Below are 24464 nucleotides of genomic sequence, written 5' to 3' on the forward strand. Positions count from 1 at the left end.
TGACGGTGAGGGCATTGATGTCCAAGCACCCATAGATCAGCTGTATCCAGACAATAAAGTTCTTTACTAAACAATAAAGTTGTTTACTGGACAAAAATGTCCTTTACTGAGGACAGGTGATGTTGCGCAGTAGGGTCGGACTGCGTAACTTCCATTTACTTAACTTGTGAATATCGCCAATGGGTTATCAGCATCCGTGTGTATTCAAAAATATAAATCATACCAATACCTATGATTAGATACTCACGTGGGAGTTTTGATTTTTCAACAGTGTGATTAATTCCCAGCTTAATTGCATATGAACTGGCTTTGCGTAAATGCCATGGAGAGGATACAATGACTGCCGAATTCAGCTTCATTCTCTGCATGATTTTTTTTGAGTTTACTATATTCTGATATGTACTTTTGGAGTGTCTTTCACGAATGATACAGTTATTAGGAACTCCTTGATCAATCAGAGCTTGTGCCATGACGTCGGCTTCAATAAAGTCATTATGGGCGGCCGCACCAGAGCAAATGATGGTGTTAGAAATTCCTTCATGATAAAGTTGTACCGCCCTATTTACTCTCTCTCTTAAAATCACTGATACGCTTCCATCTTTTTTTGTGGGGTAACCTAGTACAATTAAAACATCTTTTTTTTGTCCGTCATTATAGGGCTTCTTTTTAAAATAGCATCTGGTTGCTACAATCAAGAACACTAAGTATAAAAATATTGCTAATAAAATATATACAATTAGCATCGAAGCATCATCCTCCTACCCATTTGCTCGGTTATTAAATTAGTTCTAATTTGAGCAGTGTCCGTCTACTATTCACCAGTGTAGTCGTATTTAGATGGTTACTCCTATCCAATAACAATCGTCACCGGTTATTTTTTCATCAACACGTAAATAAATTCCACTAGATTTGTTGTCAATAAGATAGGAACCACAAATCATTTTCCCGATTTCTTTTCCAGACCATGTATCTACGATTTGATCCGGCAGTTCTTCATATTGCTGAACGATAAAGGGCTGCGTATCATACCACTTGTCATCATAATCAATTCGTATTTTTTCAACAGATTCCCTTGTTACAATGCGAACGCCTTTCCCTTCACGGCCAAGCACTGGCTTGATAACAATCGTTTCTCCTAATTTTGCAAAATAGTCATCCATTTTGTTCTTATCAAAACGGTATGTCGGTATAAAATATTTTTCAATTGACTCATGTTCTGAATCAGTAAATAGATCTGATTGATCCATGTGCAGTTTCCAAATATCAGCAAGAACATTTTTTGACTGCATAATCGTTGCTGACAAGGGATTAATGACGTTTATTTTTTGTTGAGCGATCAGATCGAGAAATATATTGCCGATTTTCTTTCCCTGTTTATCGGTGTCATACGGAAGGAATTCCATTGGATAAAGCATGTACAGTAACCGTATCTGCTGACCTTTTTCGTCATAAACCCCACGTTCATCTACAGATAATTTTTCCAGTGGGATGAAGCGTATTTCACGTCCGTCCCTGGCACATCGAGCAATAAACGTAGCTGTATTGAAGTCTTCAGAAAACCATTTATATGTTGTGCAATATAGTGGCTCATCTGAACGAATCTCTTTATGAGACTGAAAATAGTGTTCCCACATTTTTGATAGGTTTTCTTTAATCTTGTTTGGAGAACGTAACCCATAATAATCACATAGGATCTGGTTAGCAATATGGGATTCAGGAAGTCCTTGGGGAGTAGCTGTGTTTGCTTCACAAAGTTTAATTCGATTGTCACTCAGTATAAAATCAAAGCGCGTGATTAAGCTGAACCATTCCTGTTCCATCGAGCGGCAACATGATTGTGCAAGGAACTGAGGCATACCGAGATTTTCTATTAAACGCTTATTTTTCATGAAATAATGATACGTTTTATTAAAGATGCTGCCTAATTCCCTTGTCGCTCGTTGAATAGCGTTCCATTGATTTTTAGTTAAATGGCGCATGGTCAATGTCATGTACTGCTTATAACTGTTCTTCTCCGGAACCATGCCCCAATCAAAGCCCTGCTCGCTCATCTGGTAGTGAAGTTGATACCAACTACTTAGGTTTTTTTCTAATGCTGTTTTTTCCGGCATATTAACCACCAACGTGTCCCGTTCCGTGAGTAGCGCCGATACCATTAGTCCCTTTTGTAGCGCCGGTTTTTGTACTTGCTTTCCCCTCATCCGAAGAATTAACCCCAGAATTGTGAACGGGTACATAGCGCCCGGTTGCTCCGCTGCTACTGCTGCTATCATTATTCGAGTCATTCGTTTCCTGAGTGCAGCCCCCAACAACTAAAGCTAAACCTAGAGACGCAGCGACCATTGCCATTTTCCCTTTTGATATTTTCATCTGCTAATCCTCCATTTTTTTTAATGCGTGTTAGCTGTCAACTTCCCAGTAAATCACGTTTTGCGAAATTGAACTTAGATTATATTTTTTTATCAGATTGATTCATTTTACTTTGGAAGAATGATACTTAACATATTCCGCAATAAGACCGTCGGGATGTTTGTCTATTACCTTTTTACCAGTTGGTACACTCAGTGGTTCTCTTATTATCTTCACATGGATTTGTTCAAAATAAGCGAGGAAATCACGAATTGAGGTTCATTCAAGGTGCATTGCTGGATATTTAAATCGTAAGTCTGGACGCATACCAAGCAATTTTCATAATATGGTAAAATCCTTATCCAAGTTATTAACAGACACATGAAACTATGTTTTTTAATTTTCACTTACTACATACTCATCACTTCCATACTTGTTTTGTAGACTCTATCAACGATTCACAATTCCAATGAACCACTCATAGACCTGGATTTCTTCAAACTGGCTCTTTTGGTTCTGAATGCTCTGCTTCATACGCAGCGATCGCTTCCATGAAGGCTTGTCCATATTTTTCAAGCTTTTGCTGGCCAACGCCTTTAATCATCAGAAAATCGTGATCGGTAGCCGGAAGTCTGGCGCTCATCTCACGCATTGACTGATCGGAAAAAATAATATACGGCGGGACAAATTCTTTTTGGGCGAGCGCTTTGCGAACAGTTTTTAACACCTCAAACAGCGCGTCATCAACGACGATCCGTTCTGCACGAACACGTCCCTTTTTATAAACTTTGGCCTCACCCTTGAGCACGGGAACAGCTCTTTCACTCAGCGCCAAAGTCGGATAGGCACCGCCTTGCTGCACCAAAAACTGTTCCGCAGTCAAGAAATCAATAAATTCACTGATATTCTTCTGTGTCCGATCCTTCATAATGCCGTATGTGGGCAAGCGGTTGAGCTGAAATTGCAGCACTTTTTGATCCTCTGCACCTGACAGTACCTTAGCAACCATTGTCTTACCATAGCGTTCGCGTAGCCGCTTCACACAGGACATGACTTTTTGCGCATCAACCGTTACGTCCGATTTTTCACGGGTGTCGAGACAATTTCCGCAATGACCACAATTCTCAAATTCCTGCTCACCGAAATAACGCAGAATATAAGTCTGCAGGCAGGTTTCCGTATGACAGTAGCCAATCATTTGATCGAGCTTCTGGTATTCCGCTTTTATCAATGATTCATCCATTTCGGATTGATCAATAAAGAATTTTTGAAGCCTGATGTCCTGCGGGGAGAAAAGAAGGATGCAGTCACTTTTCTCGCCATCGCGGCCAGCGCGCCCTGCTTCCTGATAGTAGGCTTCAATATTGCGCGGCATGTTGTAATGAATAACGAACCGGACATTGGATTTATTGATGCCCATCCCGAATGCGTTGGTGGCAACAAGTACCGTCAAGTCATCATAAAGAAAGCGTTCCTGGCTGGATGCTCGCTCTTGTCCGGATAGACCCGCGTGATACCTTCCCACAGCTAATCCATTTCGTGATAAGCGCTCATATAGTCGATCGACTTCTTTGCGCGTCGCTGCGTAAATAATTCCCGGCTGATCGCGGTTCTCCTTTAAATAATCCAGCAGAAAAACGTCAGCATTCTGGCCACGGATCACTTGAAAATTCAGATTGTCACGCGCGAATCCGGTAACAACCACACCTTCTGGGGAAATGCCTAAGAGGTGACGAATATCTTCCGTCACATTCGGCGTAGCAGTGGCCGTCAAGGCGACCACCGCCGGTTTGCGCACGAAACGATCAATCATCGCTGGAATGGAGCGATAACTTGGTCGAAAATCATGGCCCCATTGTGAAATGCAGTGAGCTTCATCAATTGCCACCAGCGACACATTCATCCGCTCCAGCGTGTGAACAAAATCAGGAACTTCCAAACGTTCTGGAGCGATATAAACCAGTTTGTATTCGCCACGAGCCGCCCCTGTGAGCCGCTCTCTTCCTTCAGAAAAGGATAGCGAACTGTTAATGTAGGTCGCCTGAATTCCTGCATTGCCCAACGCATCGACCTGATCCTTCATCAAAGAAATCAGCGGCGAGATCACGAGCGTAATCCCTGGAAAAAGCAGTGCGGGGATTTGATAGCAGAGCGATTTTCCCCCGCCTGTCGGCATAATACCGACTGTATCTAGACCGTCCAGCAACCGGGAAATGATCTGATCCTGCCCTGTTCGAAACTGGTCATAGCCAAAATAATTTTTCAGCGCTTTATAAGCTGCGTCGATCATTGATGAAACCACCTTCGAATCCGTGCTTGTCCGTTAAAGTACTAGATCCATCTTAACATAAAATGTTTGGCTGAAAGCAGAAACGAACGCACTTAGAAGGACAATCACAAATTGATTTTCGACTTTTCCGTATATCTGCGTTTGTCCTCCATTTGCTCACCATTATTTCCAGATGGCGCAATCAGCATTTGACCGCATTTTGACACCCGTTCACTTAAATCCATGAAACAAAAGACATCCTTTCTCATATGCTGATGTAAGAAAAGTATTGAAGAGGTGAAACCATTATGGACAACAAGGATCCTCAAAAACCCCAGCAGCCGATCAAAAGGCGTCCATTGGATGAGCTCGATGCTTTTTTTCAGAGCAATCCTTTTGGCGGTGTGCTGAAGTCAATCGATGAATTCTTCAATAACCATTCATTCGTCGGCGGTTTTCCGGTCAGACTCTACGACACAAAAGATGAATGGGTAGTTGAGGCTGAACTTCCAGGCGCGGATCGGGAAAGCATTCATATTGAGCTTCTTGGTGACCGTGTAAAAATCACCGTGGAAAATGACGTAGAGATGGAATCCCAGCACCAAGAGTCGGGCGTCTATTCTCATGAACGTCGATTTGATCATGCTGAACGGATTGTCACACTGCCTTACAGAATTGACCGATCACGGACTCAGGCAGCCTATACAAATGGGGTACTGAAAATCCATGGACCTAAGCTTCCGAAAACCGGCCATACCCTATCCATAGATTAAAGAGAAAGAGAACCGGAGACAAATTTGCCTACCGGTTCTCTTTTTCGTGCACTTTCCGTAACAATTGGTATATCCATTTACTTTTTATTTATTTGAAAATCTTGAGACGAAACGTTCCAGTCGATCCAATCCGTCCTTCAATACATCCATCGAATAGGCATAAGACAAACGCAAGTAGCCTTCTCCATAAGATGAAAACGCGCTGCCTGGGACAGCCGCAAGCCGTTCTTTATCCAGAAGTTGCAGCGCAAATTCTTCCGACGACAGCCCGAATTTTTTAATCGATGGAAACACATAAAATGCACCTGAAGGCCGCACAACATCGATTCCCATTCCTTCAAGCCTTCCGATCACATAGTCGAGCCGTTCCTTGTAAGCCAAGCGCATGGGTTCTGCATCATTCTTTCCCACAGTTAGTGCTTCGATAGCTGCGTATTGGGTGATACTCGTGATGCAGGAAATACCATACTGATGCACCTTAATCAGCTGATCAGCAATCGGCTTGTCTGCCAGTATGTAGCCCATACGCCAGCCGGTCATGGAGTGTGATTTCGATAAGCCGTTAATGACAATGGTTTTTTCCTTCATGCCTGGGAACGTTGCGATTGAGACATGCTTCTGCCCATAGGTGAGTTCGCTGTAAATTTCATCTGAGACGACAAAGACGGATTTGTCTTTGAGTACCTTAGCGATTGCAGCGATTTCCGATTCATTCAGCATACATCCCGTTGGATTTGAGGGATAAGGAAGTACAACAGCCTTAGTTTTTTCACTCAGATGATCGGCAATCTGCTCTGCCGTCATTTTAAAGTCCGTCTCGCGAGTGTCAACGTAGACAGGTACTCCTCCAGCCAACGTGATCGGCGCCGCATAGCCCGGATAGGCCGGTCCGGGAAGAATGACTTCGTCACCGGTTTCCAAAAGGGTACGAAACGCGAGATCAATCGCTTCACTGGCCCCAATTGTTGTGATGATCTCTGATTCCGGCAGATAATGAAGCTCATATTTTTCAGCGACATAACCGGAGATTGCCTGTCTCAATTCGAGAAGGCCTGCATTCGCCGTATAGGTCGTTTTGTCGTGATCAATTGCCGCCTTTCCGGCTTCCTTCACATGTTCCGGCGTTGGAAAATCAGGCTGTCCGATTGTCAATGATACTGCACCCGGATAGTCCTTAACTTTATTAAAAAATTGGCGAATGCCGCTGATCTGAATCGCGCGGACACGTCCATTGATTCGTTCTTCCATCAATGTCATGAATGTTCTCACTCCCCCAAAGCTGATCAAGTACCTGCCGTTCAAAATTATTCAAACATGTCGTACATAGAAAAAGGTACAGAAAAAGCCTGCGCGCCGTGATTCACGCGAAGGCTTTCCATTCAGACGCGGTTATTCGGTCACAGCAGGTTTTTTTTCTGCTTTTTCTTCTGCCTTGTCTACTGCCTTTTCTTTGACTTCTTCTTTTTCGATTTTAACTTCCTGTGTCCAGCCCAACTGGTCTTCACTTTTTCCTGTCTGTATGCCAGTTAATGTATCGTAAAGCTTCTGAGACAGTTCACCGATTTCACCGTTGCCCACTTTGATAACTTTGTCTTCCCATTTAAGAAAGCCGACCGGAGAAATAACGGCTGCCGTACCGGTTCCAAAAACTTCTAGAAGCTTCTGCTTTTCCGCTTTTTTAAACAGTTTTCTTACAGATATTTTCTTTTCCTTCACGGTGATGCCCCAATGTTTGAGCAAACCAATCACCGAGTTGCGGGTTACGCCGGGCAGGATACTGCCGTTCAACGCCGGTGTCCACACCTCATCCTCAATTTTGAAAAAGATGTTCATGCTGCCGACTTCTTCAATGTATTTGTGTTCTACACCATCCAGCCATAGCACCTGATCGAAACCAAGTTCTTCCGATTTTGTCTGTGCTTTGAGACTCGCTGCGTAGTTTCCGGATGTTTTGGCATAGCCGACGCCGCCCTTAACCGCGCGGACAAATTCATCTTCCACGTAAATTTTCACAGGGTGTATTGAATTTCCAAAGTAAGATCCGACAGGGGACAAAATGATCAAAAGCTTATAAGTATTTGAAGGATGCACACCGAGTGCCGGATCCGTACCAATAATGAAGGGACGAATATACAGAGACTGTCCCGACTGCGACGGAATCCAGTCCTTTTCAACCGCAACAAGTTTCTTAATTGCTTTAATCACAAATTTCTCATCAATTTCCGGGATATTAAGCCGCGCACATGACTGGTTCATGCGTTCCATATTCTTATCCGGCCGGAACAGTAAGATCCGTCCGTCTTCCGTTCGATACGCTTTCAATCCTTCAAAGACTTCCTGGCCATAATGAAAGATCGTCGCCGCCGGATCCAGTGAAATGGGGCCATACGGAACAATTCTCGGATCATGCCAGCCCTCTTCTGCCGAATAATCCATTTCGAACATATAATCTGTAAAATATTTACCAAAACCCAGTTGTCCTGCGTCCGGCTTCGCTTTTAACTGATCAGCTTTATGGAACGTGATCGACTGCCCCATGATTCGAATCCTCCTAAAATTTGTTTTCTTAGCTTGATTATAACAATCCGATCCATATTACGCTACAATGCCCAAACATTCACTCTTAAGCGCCGAAAAATTTACACATGGTGAAAAAAAGTTTCCAATAATATTATCTTTATATATTCCACTGTTATTCGACTGGCAGCATCGATTACAGGCTTGAAATGTACCGTAAGTGATACGAATTGTAAAAAATATAAAAAAAGCACACGAACCTCTTCTATTGTTTGTTCTACCCTGTTACAATGTTCTGAGTTGACTTGAAGAGGCGCGTTGAAATTCGACGACGCTTCTTTCTTAATCTTTATTTGAAAGGAGCGCCATTCCATGCGCCAATTTACCTTTGCCTCTTGTGCCCTGTATTTTCTGACCGGACTGACTGCTATTTCAATCGGATCTGTGATGCCTGAACTCTTAAACTATTACCACGTTTCATACACAATTGGCGGAAGGCTGATTTTCGTTGGCGCGATGGGCTTTCTTACAGGCGTTCTGCTCACTTCATGGCTGAATCGCCGTTTTCAGCCGAAACCGATTTTAACCATTTCTGCACTCGTGATTGCCTTTGCACAGTTCAGCATCCTGCTGCTCCCGCCATTCCCGCTGTTTATGACACTTTACTTTATTAATAGTGTCGGATCGGCCGCGATTGGTATTGTTGTCGCGACGATGTTCATCGAGGTGTTCATCGGGCGGCAGGCTGTCGCAATGAGTTATTTGGAAGTATCTTTTGGTCTCGGCGCCTTTACCATGCCGCTGCTTGCCAGCTTCTTCATCGCTCATGGCATCTGGCGATATCTGTTTGTACTCACTGCTGTTCTCGCGGTCGTACTCGCTATCGTCTGGACACGGATTTCCTATTCCAAGCAAGCTGTGGACCAAGGTGAACCATTGGATGCGTCCGGATCGAGTGACGCGCAGCGCCCCCTGAGTGCGAATTTGAAATGGATCGTGCTTGGACTGTTCGCCTTGATCGTCTTTCTATATGGCGGTCTTGAAGGCAGCTTGAACAACTTTATGTCGTCAATTTTCATTCACTATTTGAACCAGGCCGCTTATTATGCGTCCATCAGCGTCGGCATCTTCTGGGGTGCAATGGTCATCGGGCGCGCGGCAACGGCGATTATCATTCGCAAACTCACGTACAGCACGTACCTGCTGATGAATATCATCGGATCTATTGTTTCACTTGTTTTGTTTATTGTTTTGAAAAATGCTTTAATGGGTTATATCTTTGTCGGCACACTTGGGTTGATGATGTCCGGTATTTATTCCATCACACTTGTCTATGCGAATTACTCGATTCCGAACAGCGCACATTTGGTCACACCGATCATTTCCGGGCTGTCAGGACTTGGCTCCGCCATATTTCCGGCACTCACCGGTTTTGCGATTGATCGCGCCGGCATGACGTTGACATTGTGGTATATCGTTAGCATCGCGACCGCATACTTGATCTTCCTGCTTGTCATTAACCGCTTGCGCAGCGGGCGTCCGATTTTGAGCGTCAAACGATGGTATCATACACGGCCGGCAATTGCCTCGCGACGTGCTCGATATAAATAAATTTTAAGCTTGCGTGGACCACTCCGCGTGGGCTTTTTTTGTGCTGTCGAAAGGAAATCATTCAATAGCTGTTCCAATATCGGTCTTTAAAAAATAACATTAACTCTAAGCTTGAGGGACTGCCGAAAACGTAAGCGATGACAGCATGATACAATGAAAAGTAGGACAAGCCTCTGTATAATAGAGGCATTAAGCTGAAATCTTAGAGATGACTTAGGATTGTGATGTGAGCATATGAATCCATTAACTTATGAAATGCATTGCCGATTGATCGATACTGCCCGTAAAAAAGTGCCGGCAACCATGTACTTTCCAAACGTCAACGTACTGCATGTCTACTCAGGAATTGTACAGAGGGAAAATGTCTGGTTGTGCGGTGATCGAATCGCCTATGTTGGACAGGATACACCGTTACTCTCGGATGAGACGGAGGTTTGCCGTTTAAAAGATCATCAAATTATGGTACCTGCCTATATCGAACCTCATGCTCATCCGTTCCTGCTATACAATCCGCTGACATTAGGAAGCTATTTGACAGAGAAGGGAACGATGATCTCAGTCAATGATAACAGCCTTTTCATGGCTCATTTTAATGAAAAAGAATTGAATGCTTTTGTACATGCATTAAATCAAACAGGCTTGCATACTTGGCTTTGGTGGGCTTATTTTGAGGAGGGGAATCCTGCCGAAATCGATACGCTTAGCGGCTGGTTGAATAATCCGCTCGTGATGCAAGGCGGGGAACTCAGTCACTGGCTGCCGCTTAAATTCGGCTCACCCGATTTATACGAAAAACTTTTTGCAGTGAGACACTCAGAAAAGCGGATGGAAAGCCACTTGCCCGGATCGTCTGTCAATACGTTGAATCTGTTTGCGGCAGGCGGCGTTTCCGCCGACCATGAATCCATGACCGCGGCAGATGTCATCAACAGGCTGAATCTGGGCTACTACACGGCGATCCGTTATTCGTCTATTCGGCCGGATCTTCCGGTGATTATGAATGAGTTGGCAACCCAACCGGGACTTGATTTGTCCAAAATTATGCTGACGAATGACGGTGCCTCGCTCCCCTTCTTGAAGCAGGCGACACATGCGGCGATGATTAAGCAGGTCATGGACTGCGGCATTTCGATGCCTGATGCCTATCGCATGGCCACCTTGAATCCTGCCGTGTACTACCGCATGGATGATACGGTGGGCAGCTTGGCTCCTGGAAGGATTGCGGATATCAATATTCTAGAATCTCTAGAGAAACCGGAACCGACGAACGTTCTTTTTGAAGGCAAATGGATCGTACGTGATGAAGAAAAAGTGATGCAGCCATCCACTTTTTCATTGGAGCATTACTCAAATCGAGCCGATCTCACGCATCTTCCGGACGCTTGTCCACTGCAGCAGACAACTTCTGTAGGTATTGAATTGCAGAACAGTGTCATTACCCACCCCTATTCTTTTGCACCGGACAGCGAACTCGCGGAAAATGAGTGCTTATTAACTTATATCTGCCGATCAAACGGCATGTATTTAAACACACGGATCAAGAACTTTTCGCACGCCCTCCGCGCACTAGGCAGCACCTACTGCGCTTCGGGAGACATTCTGCTCATTGGACAGGACAAGCAGGCAATGGCGAACGCTTATCAGAAAATCTTGGACGGATTTCAAGGCATCACAGCGCAGTTCGACGAAACGCGCGCCCTCTCAATCAGCCTCGATATGCTCGGCGTCATGAGCAATAAGTCGATTGGTGCGCTGAGCTTAGAGGCCGAACAATTCATGGATCACATGAAAAAGAGCGGATTCGCCTTTGACGATCCGTTCTTCTGCCTGTTTTTCCTGACTGAGTTACATCTTCCTTATGTCCGACTGACTCCAGAAGGAATCATAGACATCAAATCCGCCAAAATTATTGCGCCAACCCAGTGAGCATCTTAATAATTGATCTTTTCCAAATACAGACCGCAGGCTTCGGCCATGCGGCCTGTTTGAATTCGCTCTTTTGATGCCAAAATTTGCGGAATTGTCGTTGCGTCAATAGAGCCGATCCCGACTTCGATCAACGTGCCGACTACTTTTCTAGCCATGTTGTAAAGAAAAGCGTCGCCGGTCAATCGAATCTCAATGAGTCCGTCACGTTCTTCAATTTTAACGGCAGATATGGTCCGCACTGCCGATTTTTTCTTGGACTTGGCATTGGCATAGGCCGTAAAATCATGCTCGCCGATAAAAAAGGCTCCGGCTTGCTTCATGCTCGTTAGATCCAGCTTTTGCTCAATATGCATACTGTATTTTCTCATAAATGGATGGCTTTGCGACTCATTCCAAATTTTATATAAATAAGTTTTCTCCTTGGCATTGTAACGAGCATGGAAACGTTCGGGAACACTCGCGACATCCAGCACGCTGATGTCCTGAGGCAGTTGGTGATTCAGATAATCCTTGATCTCCTGCTCGGATAAATCCCTTTGACTCTTAAAATTGGCAACTTGAGCAAGCGCGTGAACACCAGCATCCGTTCTACTGCAGCCAACGATCTCAACCGAGCTTCCTTCCATCGCTGACAGCACATTTTCTATTTTCCCCTGAATCGTATTTTTTTCATCACCAAGGCGCTGCCAGCCTTTATAGCGGCCGCCGTCATATTGGATCGTTAGTTTGTAATTGTTCATGTTTTGCTCCTTCTGTACACGGGAATCTTGACTTAATGTCCTACGCATTGTCTCCCAAATTCAATCCTTCTGTCAATTGCATGCTCTGTTCTCATTTTTCGCTCAGCCTCTGAATCTGTTTCTAGGAATCATCCCTGAGAAAAGCTGACAAAATGTGCTACAATATGTGTGTCACTTTTGACAAAATGATGACAAATCAATCAATTTTTCAGAAGGCCAGGTGGAATCATGTCCTCTTTTGAATGGCAAAAAGTCAAAGACTATGAAGACATTCTCTTTGAAACATACGAAGGAATTGCCAAGATTACGATTAATCGTCCGCATGTGCGGAATGCGTTCACACCGAATACAGTTGTAGAAATGATTGACGCGTTTGCCCGGGCGCGCGACGATGCTTCTATCGGCGTCATTATTCTTACCGGTGCAGGCACGAAAGCCTTCTGTTCCGGCGGGGATCAGAAAGTGCGCGGAAACGGCGGATATGTTGGAAAAGACAACATTCCGCGCCTGAATGTGCTCGACCTGCAGCACCTGATTCGCATTATTCCGAAACCTGTGATCGCGATGGTTGCCGGATATGCGATTGGCGGCGGAAATGTCCTTCAAGTTGTCTGTGACCTGACGATCGCCGCAGATAATGCAATCTTTGGACAGACCGGTCCAAAAGTCGGCAGTTTCGATGCTGGGTACGGGGCAGGCTATCTGGCACGCATTGTCGGTCACAAAAAAGCGCGTGAAATTTGGTACCTGTGCCGCCAGTACAATGCACAGCAAGCACTCGACATGGGCATGGCTAACACTGTGGTTCCATTGGAACAGCTGGAAGAAGAAACGGTGAAATGGGCGAAGGAAATGTTGTCAAAGAGTGCTACGGCGCTTAGATTCCTAAAAGCATCGTTTAACGCGGATACGGATGGACTTGCCGGTCTGCAACAGTTCGGCGGAGACGCAACCCTTCTCTATTACACAACGGATGAAGCGAAAGAGGGACGCGACGCTTTTAAAGAAAAACGCGATCCTGATTTCAGCCAGTTTCCTAAGTTTCCATGATCCCGGAAAAGAGGAAGTCAGGCATATCTATGCCGCAATGGCTCGCTCAACGCGCGCAGCTGACTCCGGATCGGCTTGCATTGGAGACGAAGAATGAACGACTCACTTTCCACCAATTATATGCGCGTGTTCGGCAGACGGCTTCATCAATTCAGGCTTTAGGAATTAGGCCATTGGCACATGTCGCCTCACTGCAAGCAAATACACTTACCTGTGCGGTCATCACTCATGCGTTGATGATGGCCGGAGCCGTCATGGTTCCGCTCAACACTCGATTGTCGGAGGACGAACTGACACAGCAGCTTCAAGATAGTGAATGCAGCATACTGATCACCGATCAGACTTTTTATGATCAAGCGGTAAAAGTCCGTGCACGGACAGGCTGTACAGTTTTGCTGGCAGCTGAATTGGAGCAGCAAGAGATGCCCCTCGCCGAATTCAATCCGGAAGTTCGTTTAGACGATCCCTGCACTGTGATTTTCACTTCGGGAACGACCGGGCGGCCGAAAGGTGTGGTGCTCACCAATGGGAATCATTGGTGGAGCGCCAATGCTTCATTAATAAATCTCGGTATGTCACCGAGTGATCAATGGCTCTGCTGCGTACCACTTTTTCATGTAAGTGGCTTGTCGATTTTAATGAAAAGCGTCATTTACGGCATGCCGGTGTATTTGTGTGAAAAATTTTCTCCGGAGACGGTCAATCAGTTGATCATTTCCGGCGGGATTACTCACATTTCTGTCGTTGCTTCGATGCTTCAGCGGATGATCGATCAACTGGGCGAAAATACCTATCCTGAATCCTTACGCTGTGTACTGCTTGGCGGCGGACCTGTTCCCGAGCAATTGCTTCAGCGTTGTCTGGATCAGCAGATGCCGATTTATCAAACCTATGGAATGAGTGAAACTGCATCGCAGGCGGCAACATTGCCACCGGAATATATGCTCGATAAGGCAGGATCAGCAGGAAAACCGCTTTTTCCTATCCAAATCCGGATTTCTTTGAATGAACATGAAGCTGCACCACGTGAACCGGGAGAAATTATGGTGAAAGGACCGACCGTTTTCAGTCATTATTTAAACAATGCTGAAGCTACGGAGAATGACTTTGACAATGAATGGTTTCGCACTGGGGATATCGGTTATCTAGATGAAGATGGTTTCCTGTTCGTACTGGACCGCAGAAAGGATTTAATTATTTCCGGCGGCGAAAATATTTATCCAGCCGAAGTCGAATCCTTTTTAAATGGTTGTGCTGCCATTCGCGGAGCAGGTGTAATCGGTGTGCCGGACAAAAAGTGGGGACAAGTACCGGTCGCTTTTGTTCGCTTGAAAGAGGGAGCAACGTTTTCAGAGACGGATCTTATTGCAAGCTGTAAAGCGCATTTAGCTGCTTATAAAGTGCCGAAACGCATTTTCACAATTGATAAGCTTCCAGAAAACGCGTCGCACAAATTGGTAAGACGCAAGCTTTACGAGGACTATGAAAAAATGAATCAGTAAATGTCGACAGATGAAAACCGGGCTGAGCCCGGTTTTTTTATTCAAAGTGAGCGATTTTTTTAATTTTTACTTCGTCACGGAAAATTACTTCTATATCAGCATGACATACTGGGCACTTGATCCTCCTCACAGAATAATGGCCTGATCCCAATTTTCTGGTGACTAAAGCACTTCTATATCCATTGTAATGAGGACATGCATCCATTGCGGTAACCTCCCTTCATTCTATTTATATAAATATTCGACAAAATGCGATGATTTCCTGCAACTTATAAACTTCCATTATTTTCATTTGATTTGATTGATCGTTACGGTACTTGCTCCTCTCCCCAGAAAACGAGCCGTCATCAATATGCCTTAAATCTACTTATTCCCTTTCTTTTTCTCTAATAACTCATGTTATAATTTTTATAGATTAACAAAATATGGCTGTTGCATGTTACCAAAGTCTCTCAAAAAGACTCATTTATTGCCTCAGTATCTACGAAAGGTGAGACACTATTTGGAAAAAAGACAATTAAATTCGGGTATTATTACGATCTGGCGCCAAAGAGCCATCATGACCCACATCATTTGCTGGCTCATAATCGGCGGATGTGCCGCAAGTATTCTCTTCCTTCACTGGCCACATTTTCTATTCTATATCGTAGCTGTACTCGCAACCCTCAACGTTCTTCAGCTTATCCTTTTTGCCGTAGTCTTTCCAAAAATCAGCTACCGAACTTTTTTCTATGCGATCCGAAAAGAAGATTTGCTTATTCAAGATGGCATTATCATTATCAAGCAGACCGTTATTCCTTTTACACGTGTACAAAATGTGGAAACGGAGCAAGGTCCATTGTTACGTAAACACCATCTAACCGCTGTTTCTGTCACTACAGCAGCAGGCGTTCATGAAATTCCCGCTTTGGAGGAAACAGAAGCGATTGCTCTTCGCGACCAGATTTCAGAGCTGATTAAGGAGAACCCTGCGAATGAACTCTAACGGCAAACATCTCCACTTTTTCGCTATTTTCAATGATGCTGTCTCAACACTATGGAGTATCATTGTTCCTCTTGGATTTGGATTTTTCTGGGGCGTCCGCCATTTAGACGACCTTTTCGGGTACGTCATCATTATTCCAGTCATTATTTTAGTCTTTAACTTTTTTAAATGGCTACGTTTCAAATATGAGTTTGTTGACGACCAATTTCATATCCGTTCCGGTGTGCTGGTACGTAATGACCGCTATATTCGCATTCAGCGTATTCAGTCGGTTCAAATTAAAACGAATCTGCTGCTGCGTCTGCTCGGGGTGGTTCAATTAAAGTTCGATACCGCGGATCCCGCGTTCAAAGGAGACATCGTCCTTTCTGCCCTAAAACGTGAGGAAGCGGAGCATATTAAAGCGCAAGTCAGCCGCGGAAAGACGCAGCAAGTCCAGTTTCTTTCTGAAGAAGCGTTGGCAGAGACTCCGATCGTCGATGAGTCACCAAAAAAAGTCTATGCATTATCCGGTAAGCGTCTGCTGGCCGCCTCTCTCTTATCTTCCAAAATCGGCGTCATGCTGGCCGCAGTATTCGGCCTCTGGTCTCAGGCAGATGATCTCGTACCGAAAAGCATACGCGGCCGCTCGCTGAGCTACATTGAACACGCCTCTCTGGTCGGCATCATTGTACTTATCGGCTTTGCTATTCTCCTGCTCTGGCTGTTTTCATTGGTTACAGCATTATTCAGATGGGGAGGATTCAAGTTTTCCATATATGATGGGGAGTGGAGAATTCATCGCGGGATAGTGGAGACAAGCGACGAGACCTATAAAAAGGATCGCGTTCAAGCAATCCGTATCAAAGAACAATGGCTACTACAACTGTTCGGCTGGTGCACCGTTTATGCCGATTGCAGCGGAAGTATCGATTTGGAAAAAAGTGACGGCGGATCTGTTCTTGTTTTTCCACTGCTTCGCAAAAAAGAGCTCCCCACTTTTCTTGAGCATGCAATCCCTAGATTTTCCGGACCGATCACATTCAATCATTTACCTGTACGGGGCTCTGTTTACCGAATGATTCTCCCCGTTGTTTTTTGGACCAGCTTCGTTTCCATTCTTGCCTGGAGATTGTCATGGGGAAAATACGCCTTTATCGCTCTGCCTGTGATTTTCATTTTTTTCTGGTTCAGTTATCGATCGGAAGGTTATTCTTTGCAGAACAACCGACTTATTTTTATTAATCGCTTTTTTGCAAAAACGACGACAATCACGCGGAAAAACCACATCCAGTCCTTCGCAAAGAAAAATTCACGCCTTCAGCGCAGACTGAATTTAGCTTCATGCAGTGTCACTATACGAGCAGCCTCGGGAAAGACATTTACCGTTCGCCAGCTCGAAGAACAAGATGCTCGTGCCATCTTTCAATGGTTCAGAACTAAATAGACTGACGCAACTGACGTACTGAGCGGAGATTCAATTTCGCTCAGTTTTTTTTTACCGAAAAACAGCTAATTTATCTTGAAACCTCTTTTCGGTCTAACTTTTTTGGGATTCGGTCTAACTTTCCATTTGTTACGCCTAACTTTTTAAGGCTTCGGTCTAACTTCTATTTTTCAGTTGTTTGTTACCCTTTTATTTCAAAGCCTATTGACCGAAGTGTATTATTTGATATAATACACTTGAAACATGTAGATCACTAACCCGATCGGAGGGTTGAATTATGGATGAACGGCGGATTGGCTCGCTCAGGTTCACAATCGACTTTAGCCAGCCGCTTTATGAACAAATACTTTCTCAGATGCGCAGTTTAATCGCAAAAGGAGAGATTGATGTGGGAGAGAAGATTCCCTCTGTCCGTGAAATGGCGCATGAATTGAAAATAAATCCTAACACAGTGATGCATGCCTATCAAGAACTGGAGCGGGACGGACTGACGGAAAAACGGCGTGGTCAGGGCACATTTGTTACGAATTCTGTAACTCAGATCAGGCATTTTAAAGAACGGCTGGCCCTGGACTACACACGCGAGTTCTTGCTCAACATGCGAAATCTCGGTTTCAGACCGGATGAGATTGAAGCCTATCTAGAGAAGCTTACTCATGGGAAAGGGGGACTCTGAATTGACGGAATCAATTATTGTCTCAGAACATTTAGTAAAGCACTATGACAAAAAAAGAGCAATTGACGATCTGAGCCTCACTATCAAAAAGGGGCATGTGACTGCCATTCTCGGTTCAAATGGTGCCGGAAAGTCAACGTTCTTCCGAATGATCACAGGAATCGTTCGCCCAGATAGCGGTACACTGTCTGTTCTTGGTGAAAATGCAGGATGGCATACGAATGCAAAGATTGCCTATCTTCCTGACCGAGCACGCTGGTATAACAATTATACAGCAGAGCAAAGTTTTGATTTGGCCGCTCGGTTATTGCTAGGATTCGATAAATCTGAAGCCATACGCTTTGCCGAACTGATGAGGCTTCCGCTCGATTTAAAAGTCGACGGTATGTCAAAAGGCCAGGAAGCTCGGCTCATGCTTATTCTTTGTATTGCCCGTAATGTGCCGCTCGTCGTACTCGACGAACCGTTCTCCGGAATTGATGCAGCATCACGAGAACGCATTATGGAAGCCTTAATTGATGCGATCAGCGAAAAGGAGCAGACTTTACTGATCAGCACACATGAAATCCATGAAGCTGAGGGTCTGTTTGATGATGTGATTTTCTTTCAGAATGGGCATGTCCTACTCTCAGGTGAAGCAGAAGAATTGCGCCGGAAGTATGGATCGATTGACACACTTTCACGGAAACTGAGTGATTAGGAGGTAAAATCATGGACGCTCGTCACGAACAGCCGCTTAAAACGTTGTTTCTACATGAATTAAAAAGACGGCGAGAAAATGGAAGAAAAGGAATAAACGCGCAATGGCGTCTCGTTTATTTCTTTTCCTTCATTGTGATCGCGATGATTCTGACAATCTATTTTAATCTGATCTACCATGTTCAACTCAAATATATTTGGAATATTTGCTGGGGTATCCCCTGGATGATTTTTGGGTTATCCATTTCTCTGATTCATCGTGAATGGAGAAATGAGACTGTCGGCTGGTGGCTAACGTTTCCCTACCCGCGCAGCACATTGGTTGCCGCCAAATTTTGGGCAATGCTCGTTCGCGGGGTAAGCCTAGCATGCAGCATTCTTTTACTGATTATCGTTTTCGGAGCTTTTGCGACTCTTGTCAGTAGCACACTTTCATTCGGCGACTTTCTTGCTTTTATCAAATCTGGGCTTATCCCTATCCTTTTGGATCTTGCTGCCCTTCCTCTCGCAGTCGGTGCCGGACTGATTCTCGGCACACTCGGACGGACTAAGCTTCGTCCGGCAATGCCGCTTTTCTGGATCATATGGGGGCTTTCATGGGGGCTCAGCGGTTCTGCCGGATGGTTTGAGCCGTTAAGCCAATTTAAAATTCCTATCGAACTTGTTGCAGCAATTATCGGAAGCTGGTTATTAACCTGGATACTCATTCTACTTGCTTCCTGGCTGCTTGAGAAAAAATTGGATCTTTAAGAAGGAGAATACAGATGAACGAACAATCATGGATGATCATTGTAGCACTTATCTTATTCGTCATTTATCGACGGATTCGCCGTAATATAGGCTGGCAGCTTATGCGCCAAAAACGGATGATCACGCGCATCACAATTTTCGCCATCATCGGCTTCTTGTTTTTGATCGGGAGTGCCTTTCATCCGATTAGTTTACTTTCAGACGCTTTAGGAATCGCCGCCGGGGTTTTACTCGCCGTCTACAGCGCAAAAATCACGCATATGGAGCAACGGGATCAACAGTGGCATTACCGCCCGAATGTTTGGATCGGCAGTCTGGTCAGCGCACTGTTTCTCGGACGCCTTTTCTTCAGATTTTACGGACTTTACACAAGCGGACTCCTTCAAGGCAACGCTGCAAACCCGCAGCAGATCAATCAAGTCGGCAACTCCTGGACAGCTGGTTTGCTGCTCATTATCTTTGCCTATTATATTGTTTACTATATTTTTCTTTTACGGAAACATAAACAACTCGTAGAAACAGCAGAAACAAGATGATTTAATGGGAGGGATCACATTGGAACCGATTCTCGACATTCAAAAATTGACGAAGAGATATGGGCCGAAAGCCGCTTTGGACAATGTTTCATTTTCAATTGCCAAGGGCTCTTGTTTCGGACTTCTCGGACCAAATGGTGCCGGAAAGTCTACGACTATGAAAATATTAACTGGTATTCTAAGCGCCGACAGCGGAAGTGTTCATGTTTTTGGAATCAATGCATTTAAACAACAACGAAACGTTCAAAGGCAGGTCGGGTATGTCCCTCAGGAAATTACGCTTTATGATAAATTAAGTGCGAATGACAATCTTGAGTTTTTTGGCAGGCTTTACGGAATCAAAGGCCAGCTTCTAAAAAAGAGGATACATGATGTTCTACTAGAAACAGGTTTGCTTGATCGTGCAAAAGATCCGGTAAAAAGCTTCTCCGGAGGAATGAAACGAAGAATTAATATTGCATGCGCGCTTCTTCATCAGCCGAAACTGCTGATCCTGGATGAACCGACGGTCGGCATTGATCCGCAATCGCGCAACCATATTTTTGAAATGATCCGCCATTTGCGGGACAACGGTGTAACGATCATTTATTCCACACACTACATGGAAGAAGTTGAAGTACTCTGTGATGACATCGCCATTATCGATCAAGGGAAGGTGATCGCTCAAGGCACGCTTGACGAATTGTTTGCCAGCTATGCACAAAAAGCGGTTTTTGTTGAGGCGGAGGGCCCGTTTCAACCAGACTCAATCCATGCAATTAAAAAAAGCTATCCGCGAAATCACGGATGGGTACTCGAAACCGACCAGCCGATCGAAGTCATGAAAACCATACTGGATGCACAGCAGTCAGAGCTAAAGCTAAAAGCAATTGAAATGATCAGACCATCCCTTGAGGATGTATTCCTGTCATTGACCGGAACACGACTGAGAGACTAAAGGAGTTGAACTCAAATGATAAATATTGTCCTCAAAGAATTTAAATTAATGATTAAAGAAAAAGGCAACGTCTTCTTTCTCCTGATCATGCCGCTCTTGTTCATTGTCGCTTTCGGATCGATTTTCAATCAATCGAGTGTCGACTCCATAACGGTCCACGTACGTGATCAGGATCATTCATCTGCGTCAAAAGCTTTTGTAAAACAGATCAAAAGTTTAAAAGGATTTAAAGTAAAAAAAGACGAGAATTCTTCACTATCCTCTCAAATTAAAAAAATAAAAGACGGTGATCTTTCGTCTTTAATTGTCATTGATAAGGGCTTTGAACAAAAGCTCGTCCAAGGGAAGGGAACCATTCGCTTCTATCAGGATAGCGCCCAGGCAAGTACGACAGCCCCTATCCAAGCAATACTTCACAATATGGCTAATCAGTATCGCGACCAAAAGATCGCACAATCGCTTCAATCAAAAGGGCTGAATCAATCCCAAATCAGCCAGACACTTGCCCCGCCAATCCAAGTAGAACAAATCTCTGAAAACAGCAAGCATGTCGATTTTATGACCCAAATTGTACCTGGCTATACCGTCATGTTCGTTTTCTTTATCATGATCTCGATGCTGCAACGATTCATTAAAGAGAAGGAGTCCGGGATGATCGCTCGCCTTCAGGGGACCCCATTGGGTTCGGCCAATTATCTGGTCGGCATGTGGATTCCGCCGTTCATTTCCGTCCTGATTCAATGCACGGTGCTGCTTGCCTGCGGAAAGATTTTCTATCATCTTCATCTTGGTGATCCTTTGGCTATCTCTCTGATCGTCGTCAGTCTCGCGTTCTGCGGAACTGGGCTTGGCCTAGGCCTTTCCATGATCGCCCGCAGCCAGAATCAGGGCATTGGCATTACGCAGCTGATCACACTTGGCGGCGCAATCGTCGCAGGATTATGGTTCCCCACTGAACTTCTCCCTTCATTTGTCCAGAAGATCGGCTATTTTACGCCACAGTATTGGGCAATGCAGGGCTTTCAAGATGTGATGCTACGCGATGCCGGTCTCAGTACCATCTGGCTTAATCTTCTGCTTCTGATTTTGTTTGGCTTATTTGGCCTTGTTATTGCTCTGTTCCGATTCAAGCCATTCATCCGTTCAGCAGCTCATTGATTCACTCAATCCATCGTATTCATAAACGACAAACTCTCCGCTAAGGAAATGGCTCTTGGCGGAGAGTTTGATTTATACCTTAGAAAGATCCGGTTCTTCGATAGAAACCTGCCAGTTAATCGGCTCTGCGCCGGCCTGTTCTAAATACTGATTGGTCCGCGAAAAGGGATGGCTGCCGAAGAATCCATAGCGCGCAGAGAAAGGGCTTGGATGCGGCGACTTGATAATAAAATGCCGCTTATTGGTAATCAACTCTTCTTTTGTCTGCGCATGACGCCCCCACAGGATAAACACGATTGGCTGATCTCTGTCATTGAGATCGCGAATCACTGCGTCGGTGAACTGTTCCCAACCCATTCCTTTATGGGAATTCGCGGCACCTCGCCGAACGGAGAGCACAGTGTTCAATAAAAGTACGCCTTGACGTGCCCATTCAATCAAGCATCCGTGATTCGGGATCGTACAGCTCAGATCATCCCGTAATTCTTTGAAGATGTTCTGCAAGGAAGGCGGCTGCCTGACTCCAGGCATAACTGAAAAACTGAGTCCATGTGCCTGTCCTGGTTCATGGTATGGGTCCTGGCCGAGAATGACCACTTTGACTTTCTCATAGGGCGTATAATTTAGCGCGTTGAACAGGTCATACATATCAGGATATACAGTTTGGCTTGAATATTCTTCCTTTAGAAATTGCCGCAGCTTTTGATAATAATCCTTCTCAAATTCAGGTTCCAAAAGCGGCTCCCAATCATTTTTCAAAATGTGCTTCCCCACGTTCGTGCACCTCTCTGATTTATGAAATAGCCATTGCCCGCCGGCTTCGATTTTTTTGTCGATGAAAGTCTCTAATAGATCAGTTTCCAATTGTGGTCCACTTTGGCCTTAATCACTTTCTTTTCAAGCACCTCATTGGCAATAAGTTCCGTCACGTCGACCGGTATGTCCTTAATGACCGGCTTATTGCTGAACATCGCATAGTCTCCGCCACCGACGGCTCTATAATTATTCATCACCACATCGTAATGTTGAGTCATTTTAACCGGTACTCCATGATAGTCCAGCTTCACAATCCGATTACCAGCCGGACGTGAAATATCAATAATATAGTCAATACCTTCCCACATGTCATAATTATAATGCTGCGGTTTCGGGTCCGTAAATGCTTTGCTAACCTCGATCAAGCCGCCACTATACGTTTTAAAATAAGACGCTGAACGTTCAAGGGCATCCCGCATGTCCTGCCCGGTTATTCTGATCACCCGCAAGGTATTGGGATAAATATAATTAGCGACAATATCGCGCATCGAAACATTTTCGGGCATACCCGGTGACTCATTATTGAATAAGGCAGTGGAGGAAATATCCATGCCTGATGCTTTCATTTGAAGTCGATTAATAAACTCGATCAAGGGGTGGTCTTCAGTGCGGACCTTCATCGGATCACGAACAAGCATATCGCCTTCAATCTTACCTAGCGGTTGATCGAGCCAGTTCTGTGCATCCTTTTCATAGTCTCCCACCTTGTTCAGGAGACCGGCATCCGCCTCTACGCCGGCCACAGAAATGAGTTCAGACATCTTGCGCGTGATGTGCCAACGCTCTTGTTGCTTTTCAAGTTCTAGAGTCACCTTGCCCAGATGTGTGCCATTGCAGCCTGGCTGGATCACCGTCACACCATTAACAGCACTCCCATAGATCATCCGGTGCTGATGTCCCGTTAATAGCGCGTCAATATCAGGAACCTCCTGACAGATTTGGTAGGCCTGATTTTCCCCCTTTAGCTCCTCAATCGCTTTACCAGTATCGAGATCACGGCCAAACCCACCATGGTATGAAAGAACAACCACATCTGCTTTCTTCTCTTTTTTCAAAAAAGGCACCCATTTATTTGCCGTTTCAACTGGATCTTCAAAGCGCATGCCGGTTATATGTTCTGCTTTCTCCCAGTTCGGAACATATTTAGTGGTCAAGCCAAGAACGGCGACGCGTACCCCTTGATCAAAACTCTTGATAATATACGGTTTACCAAAAAAGGGTTCGCCTGTCGATTGATTGACAATATTAGCTGCTAGCCATGGAAATTTAGAATCAGACACTGCCCGATCTAAAATGTCACGTCCAAAATTGAACTCGTGATTGCCGAAAACGGCACAGTCATAGTTTAATTCATTGGCAATCACAGCCATCGGATTCGGTCTGCTTTTGTCAAATCGTGCATAATAATAGAGCAGCGGTGTTCCCTGAATCATGTCACCATTATCAATCAGCATCGTAGACGGATTACCAGCACGCTCATTCTTTATAAGGGTCGCAATTTTCCCCATACCGACATCTTTAGGCTTGTTATCCGCGTAACTTAGCGGATATATGCTGCCATGGACATCACTTGTCTCCAAAATGACCAGTTTCATTGCCTCACCATCCACCTCTCGTTCCTCTTCAATACTATCATGCTGTGGCGACTTTTGGCTTAAAAAATGAAACACAGCTTCACAAAATCAGTAAGGGCTGTCAATAATTGCACTATTGATGTCATTAATTTGATAGGTTTGTTATT

General features: G+C 44.7%; 22 protein-coding genes. 13 read left to right on the top strand and 9 right to left on the bottom strand.

Annotated features, from left to right (window positions below; translation table 11 throughout):
- Positions 1 to 155 precede the first annotated feature (155 nt).
- From P343_RS27535 to recQ, 4 genes are all read right to left on the bottom strand, one after another.
- Positions 156 to 743: a YdcF family protein gene (locus tag P343_RS27535; RefSeq protein ID WP_023510051.1), complete on the bottom strand. Its 588-nt coding sequence runs from the start codon at positions 741 to 743 to the stop codon at positions 156 to 158.
- Between the two features lie 90 nt (positions 744 to 833).
- Positions 834 to 2111, bottom strand: coding sequence for a glutathionylspermidine synthase family protein (locus tag P343_RS27540; RefSeq protein WP_023510052.1), 1278 nt, complete (start codon positions 2109 to 2111; stop codon positions 834 to 836).
- A gap of 1 nt (position 2112) precedes the next feature.
- Positions 2113 to 2370 (bottom strand): hypothetical protein, encoded by a 258-nt coding sequence (locus tag P343_RS37180; protein WP_023510053.1) that lies wholly within the window; start codon positions 2368 to 2370, stop codon positions 2113 to 2115.
- A 475-nt stretch (positions 2371 to 2845) separates the two neighbouring features.
- Entirely contained in the window at positions 2846 to 4639 is a 1794-nt protein-coding gene (gene recQ, locus P343_RS27550) for a DNA helicase RecQ (RefSeq protein ID WP_023510054.1), read from the bottom strand.
- A gap of 287 nt (positions 4640 to 4926) precedes the next feature.
- On the opposite strand from recQ, the gene P343_RS27555 reads away from it, so the two are divergent.
- Positions 4927 to 5391: an Hsp20/alpha crystallin family protein gene (locus P343_RS27555; RefSeq protein WP_023510056.1), complete on the top strand. Its 465-nt coding sequence runs from the start codon at positions 4927 to 4929 to the stop codon at positions 5389 to 5391.
- Positions 5392 to 5475: 84 nt separating this feature from the next.
- Here P343_RS27555 and P343_RS27560 read toward each other — a convergent pair whose 3' ends face one another.
- Together P343_RS27560 and P343_RS27565 are read right to left on the bottom strand one after the other, a co-directional pair.
- Complete coding sequence (locus tag P343_RS27560; RefSeq protein WP_031263900.1) at positions 5476 to 6639, bottom strand: aminotransferase A; 1164 nt, start codon at positions 6637 to 6639, stop codon at positions 5476 to 5478.
- 141 nt (positions 6640 to 6780) lie between these two features.
- A complete protein-coding gene (locus P343_RS27565) occupies positions 6781 to 7929 on the bottom strand; it encodes a branched-chain amino acid aminotransferase (RefSeq protein WP_023510058.1) in 1149 nt (382 codons plus the stop codon).
- Positions 7930 to 8280: 351 nt separating this feature from the next.
- Between P343_RS27565 and P343_RS27575 the strand changes: the two genes are divergently transcribed.
- Together P343_RS27575 and P343_RS27580 are read left to right on the top strand one after the other, a co-directional pair.
- Positions 8281 to 9519, top strand: coding sequence for an MFS transporter (locus P343_RS27575; RefSeq protein ID WP_023510060.1), 1239 nt, complete (start codon positions 8281 to 8283; stop codon positions 9517 to 9519).
- A 234-nt stretch (positions 9520 to 9753) separates the two neighbouring features.
- The gene (locus P343_RS27580) at positions 9754 to 11445 is read left to right on the top strand and encodes an adenine deaminase C-terminal domain-containing protein (RefSeq protein ID WP_023510061.1); all 1692 of its coding nucleotides are present in this window, start codon (positions 9754 to 9756) and stop codon (positions 11443 to 11445) included.
- A gap of 5 nt (positions 11446 to 11450) precedes the next feature.
- Here P343_RS27580 and truA read toward each other — a convergent pair whose 3' ends face one another.
- Positions 11451 to 12188, bottom strand: coding sequence for a tRNA pseudouridine(38-40) synthase TruA (gene truA / locus P343_RS27585; protein ID WP_023510062.1), 738 nt, complete (start codon positions 12186 to 12188; stop codon positions 11451 to 11453).
- Between the two features lie 228 nt (positions 12189 to 12416).
- Between truA and menB the strand changes: the two genes are divergently transcribed.
- The 10 genes from menB (at position 12417) to P343_RS27635 (ending at position 21907) form a co-directional block, all read left to right on the top strand.
- Positions 12417 to 13238 (top strand): 1,4-dihydroxy-2-naphthoyl-CoA synthase, encoded by an 822-nt coding sequence (menB, locus tag P343_RS27590; RefSeq protein ID WP_023510063.1) that lies wholly within the window; start codon positions 12417 to 12419, stop codon positions 13236 to 13238.
- Between the two features lie 29 nt (positions 13239 to 13267).
- Positions 13268 to 14740 (top strand): o-succinylbenzoate--CoA ligase, encoded by a 1473-nt coding sequence (locus tag P343_RS27595; protein ID WP_023510064.1) that lies wholly within the window; start codon positions 13268 to 13270, stop codon positions 14738 to 14740.
- A gap of 502 nt (positions 14741 to 15242) precedes the next feature.
- The gene (locus P343_RS27600; protein WP_023510066.1) at positions 15243 to 15725 is read left to right on the top strand and encodes a PH domain-containing protein; all 483 of its coding nucleotides are present in this window, start codon (positions 15243 to 15245) and stop codon (positions 15723 to 15725) included.
- The gene (locus P343_RS27605) at positions 15715 to 17151 is read left to right on the top strand and encodes a PH domain-containing protein (RefSeq protein WP_023510067.1); all 1437 of its coding nucleotides are present in this window, start codon (positions 15715 to 15717) and stop codon (positions 17149 to 17151) included. Before P343_RS27600 ends, P343_RS27605 begins: the two co-directional genes overlap by 11 nt.
- 277 nt (positions 17152 to 17428) lie before the next feature.
- Positions 17429 to 17827, top strand: coding sequence for a GntR family transcriptional regulator (locus P343_RS27610; protein WP_023510068.1), 399 nt, complete (start codon positions 17429 to 17431; stop codon positions 17825 to 17827).
- Position 17828: 1 nt separating this feature from the next.
- Positions 17829 to 18527: an ABC transporter ATP-binding protein gene (locus P343_RS27615; protein WP_023510069.1), complete on the top strand. Its 699-nt coding sequence runs from the start codon at positions 17829 to 17831 to the stop codon at positions 18525 to 18527.
- Positions 18528 to 18538: 11 nt separating this feature from the next.
- Positions 18539 to 19276, top strand: a complete 738-nt coding sequence (locus P343_RS27620) for a hypothetical protein (RefSeq protein WP_023510070.1) — start codon at positions 18539 to 18541, stop codon at positions 19274 to 19276.
- Positions 19277 to 19290: 14 nt separating this feature from the next.
- Positions 19291 to 19812, top strand: coding sequence for a CcdC protein domain-containing protein (locus P343_RS27625; protein ID WP_023510071.1), 522 nt, complete (start codon positions 19291 to 19293; stop codon positions 19810 to 19812).
- 19 nt (positions 19813 to 19831) lie between these two features.
- The gene (locus tag P343_RS27630; protein ID WP_023510072.1) at positions 19832 to 20749 is read left to right on the top strand and encodes an ABC transporter ATP-binding protein; all 918 of its coding nucleotides are present in this window, start codon (positions 19832 to 19834) and stop codon (positions 20747 to 20749) included.
- Positions 20750 to 20764: 15 nt separating this feature from the next.
- Positions 20765 to 21907 (top strand): ABC transporter permease, encoded by a 1143-nt coding sequence (locus P343_RS27635; protein WP_023510073.1) that lies wholly within the window; start codon positions 20765 to 20767, stop codon positions 21905 to 21907.
- 72 nt (positions 21908 to 21979) lie between these two features.
- On the opposite strand, the gene P343_RS27640 is transcribed toward P343_RS27635, so the two are convergent.
- Both P343_RS27640 and P343_RS27645 read right to left on the bottom strand, forming a co-directional pair.
- Positions 21980 to 22669, bottom strand: a complete 690-nt coding sequence (locus tag P343_RS27640; RefSeq protein ID WP_236620349.1) for a uracil-DNA glycosylase — start codon at positions 22667 to 22669, stop codon at positions 21980 to 21982.
- A gap of 83 nt (positions 22670 to 22752) precedes the next feature.
- Positions 22753 to 24318, bottom strand: coding sequence for a bifunctional metallophosphatase/5'-nucleotidase (locus P343_RS27645; RefSeq protein WP_031263906.1), 1566 nt, complete (start codon positions 24316 to 24318; stop codon positions 22753 to 22755).
- Between the last annotated feature and the right edge of the window lie 146 nt (positions 24319 to 24464).

Source organism: Sporolactobacillus laevolacticus DSM 442 (assembly GCF_000497245.1).
GTDB classification, from domain to species: domain Bacteria; phylum Bacillota; class Bacilli; order Bacillales; family Sporolactobacillaceae; genus Sporolactobacillus; species Sporolactobacillus laevolacticus.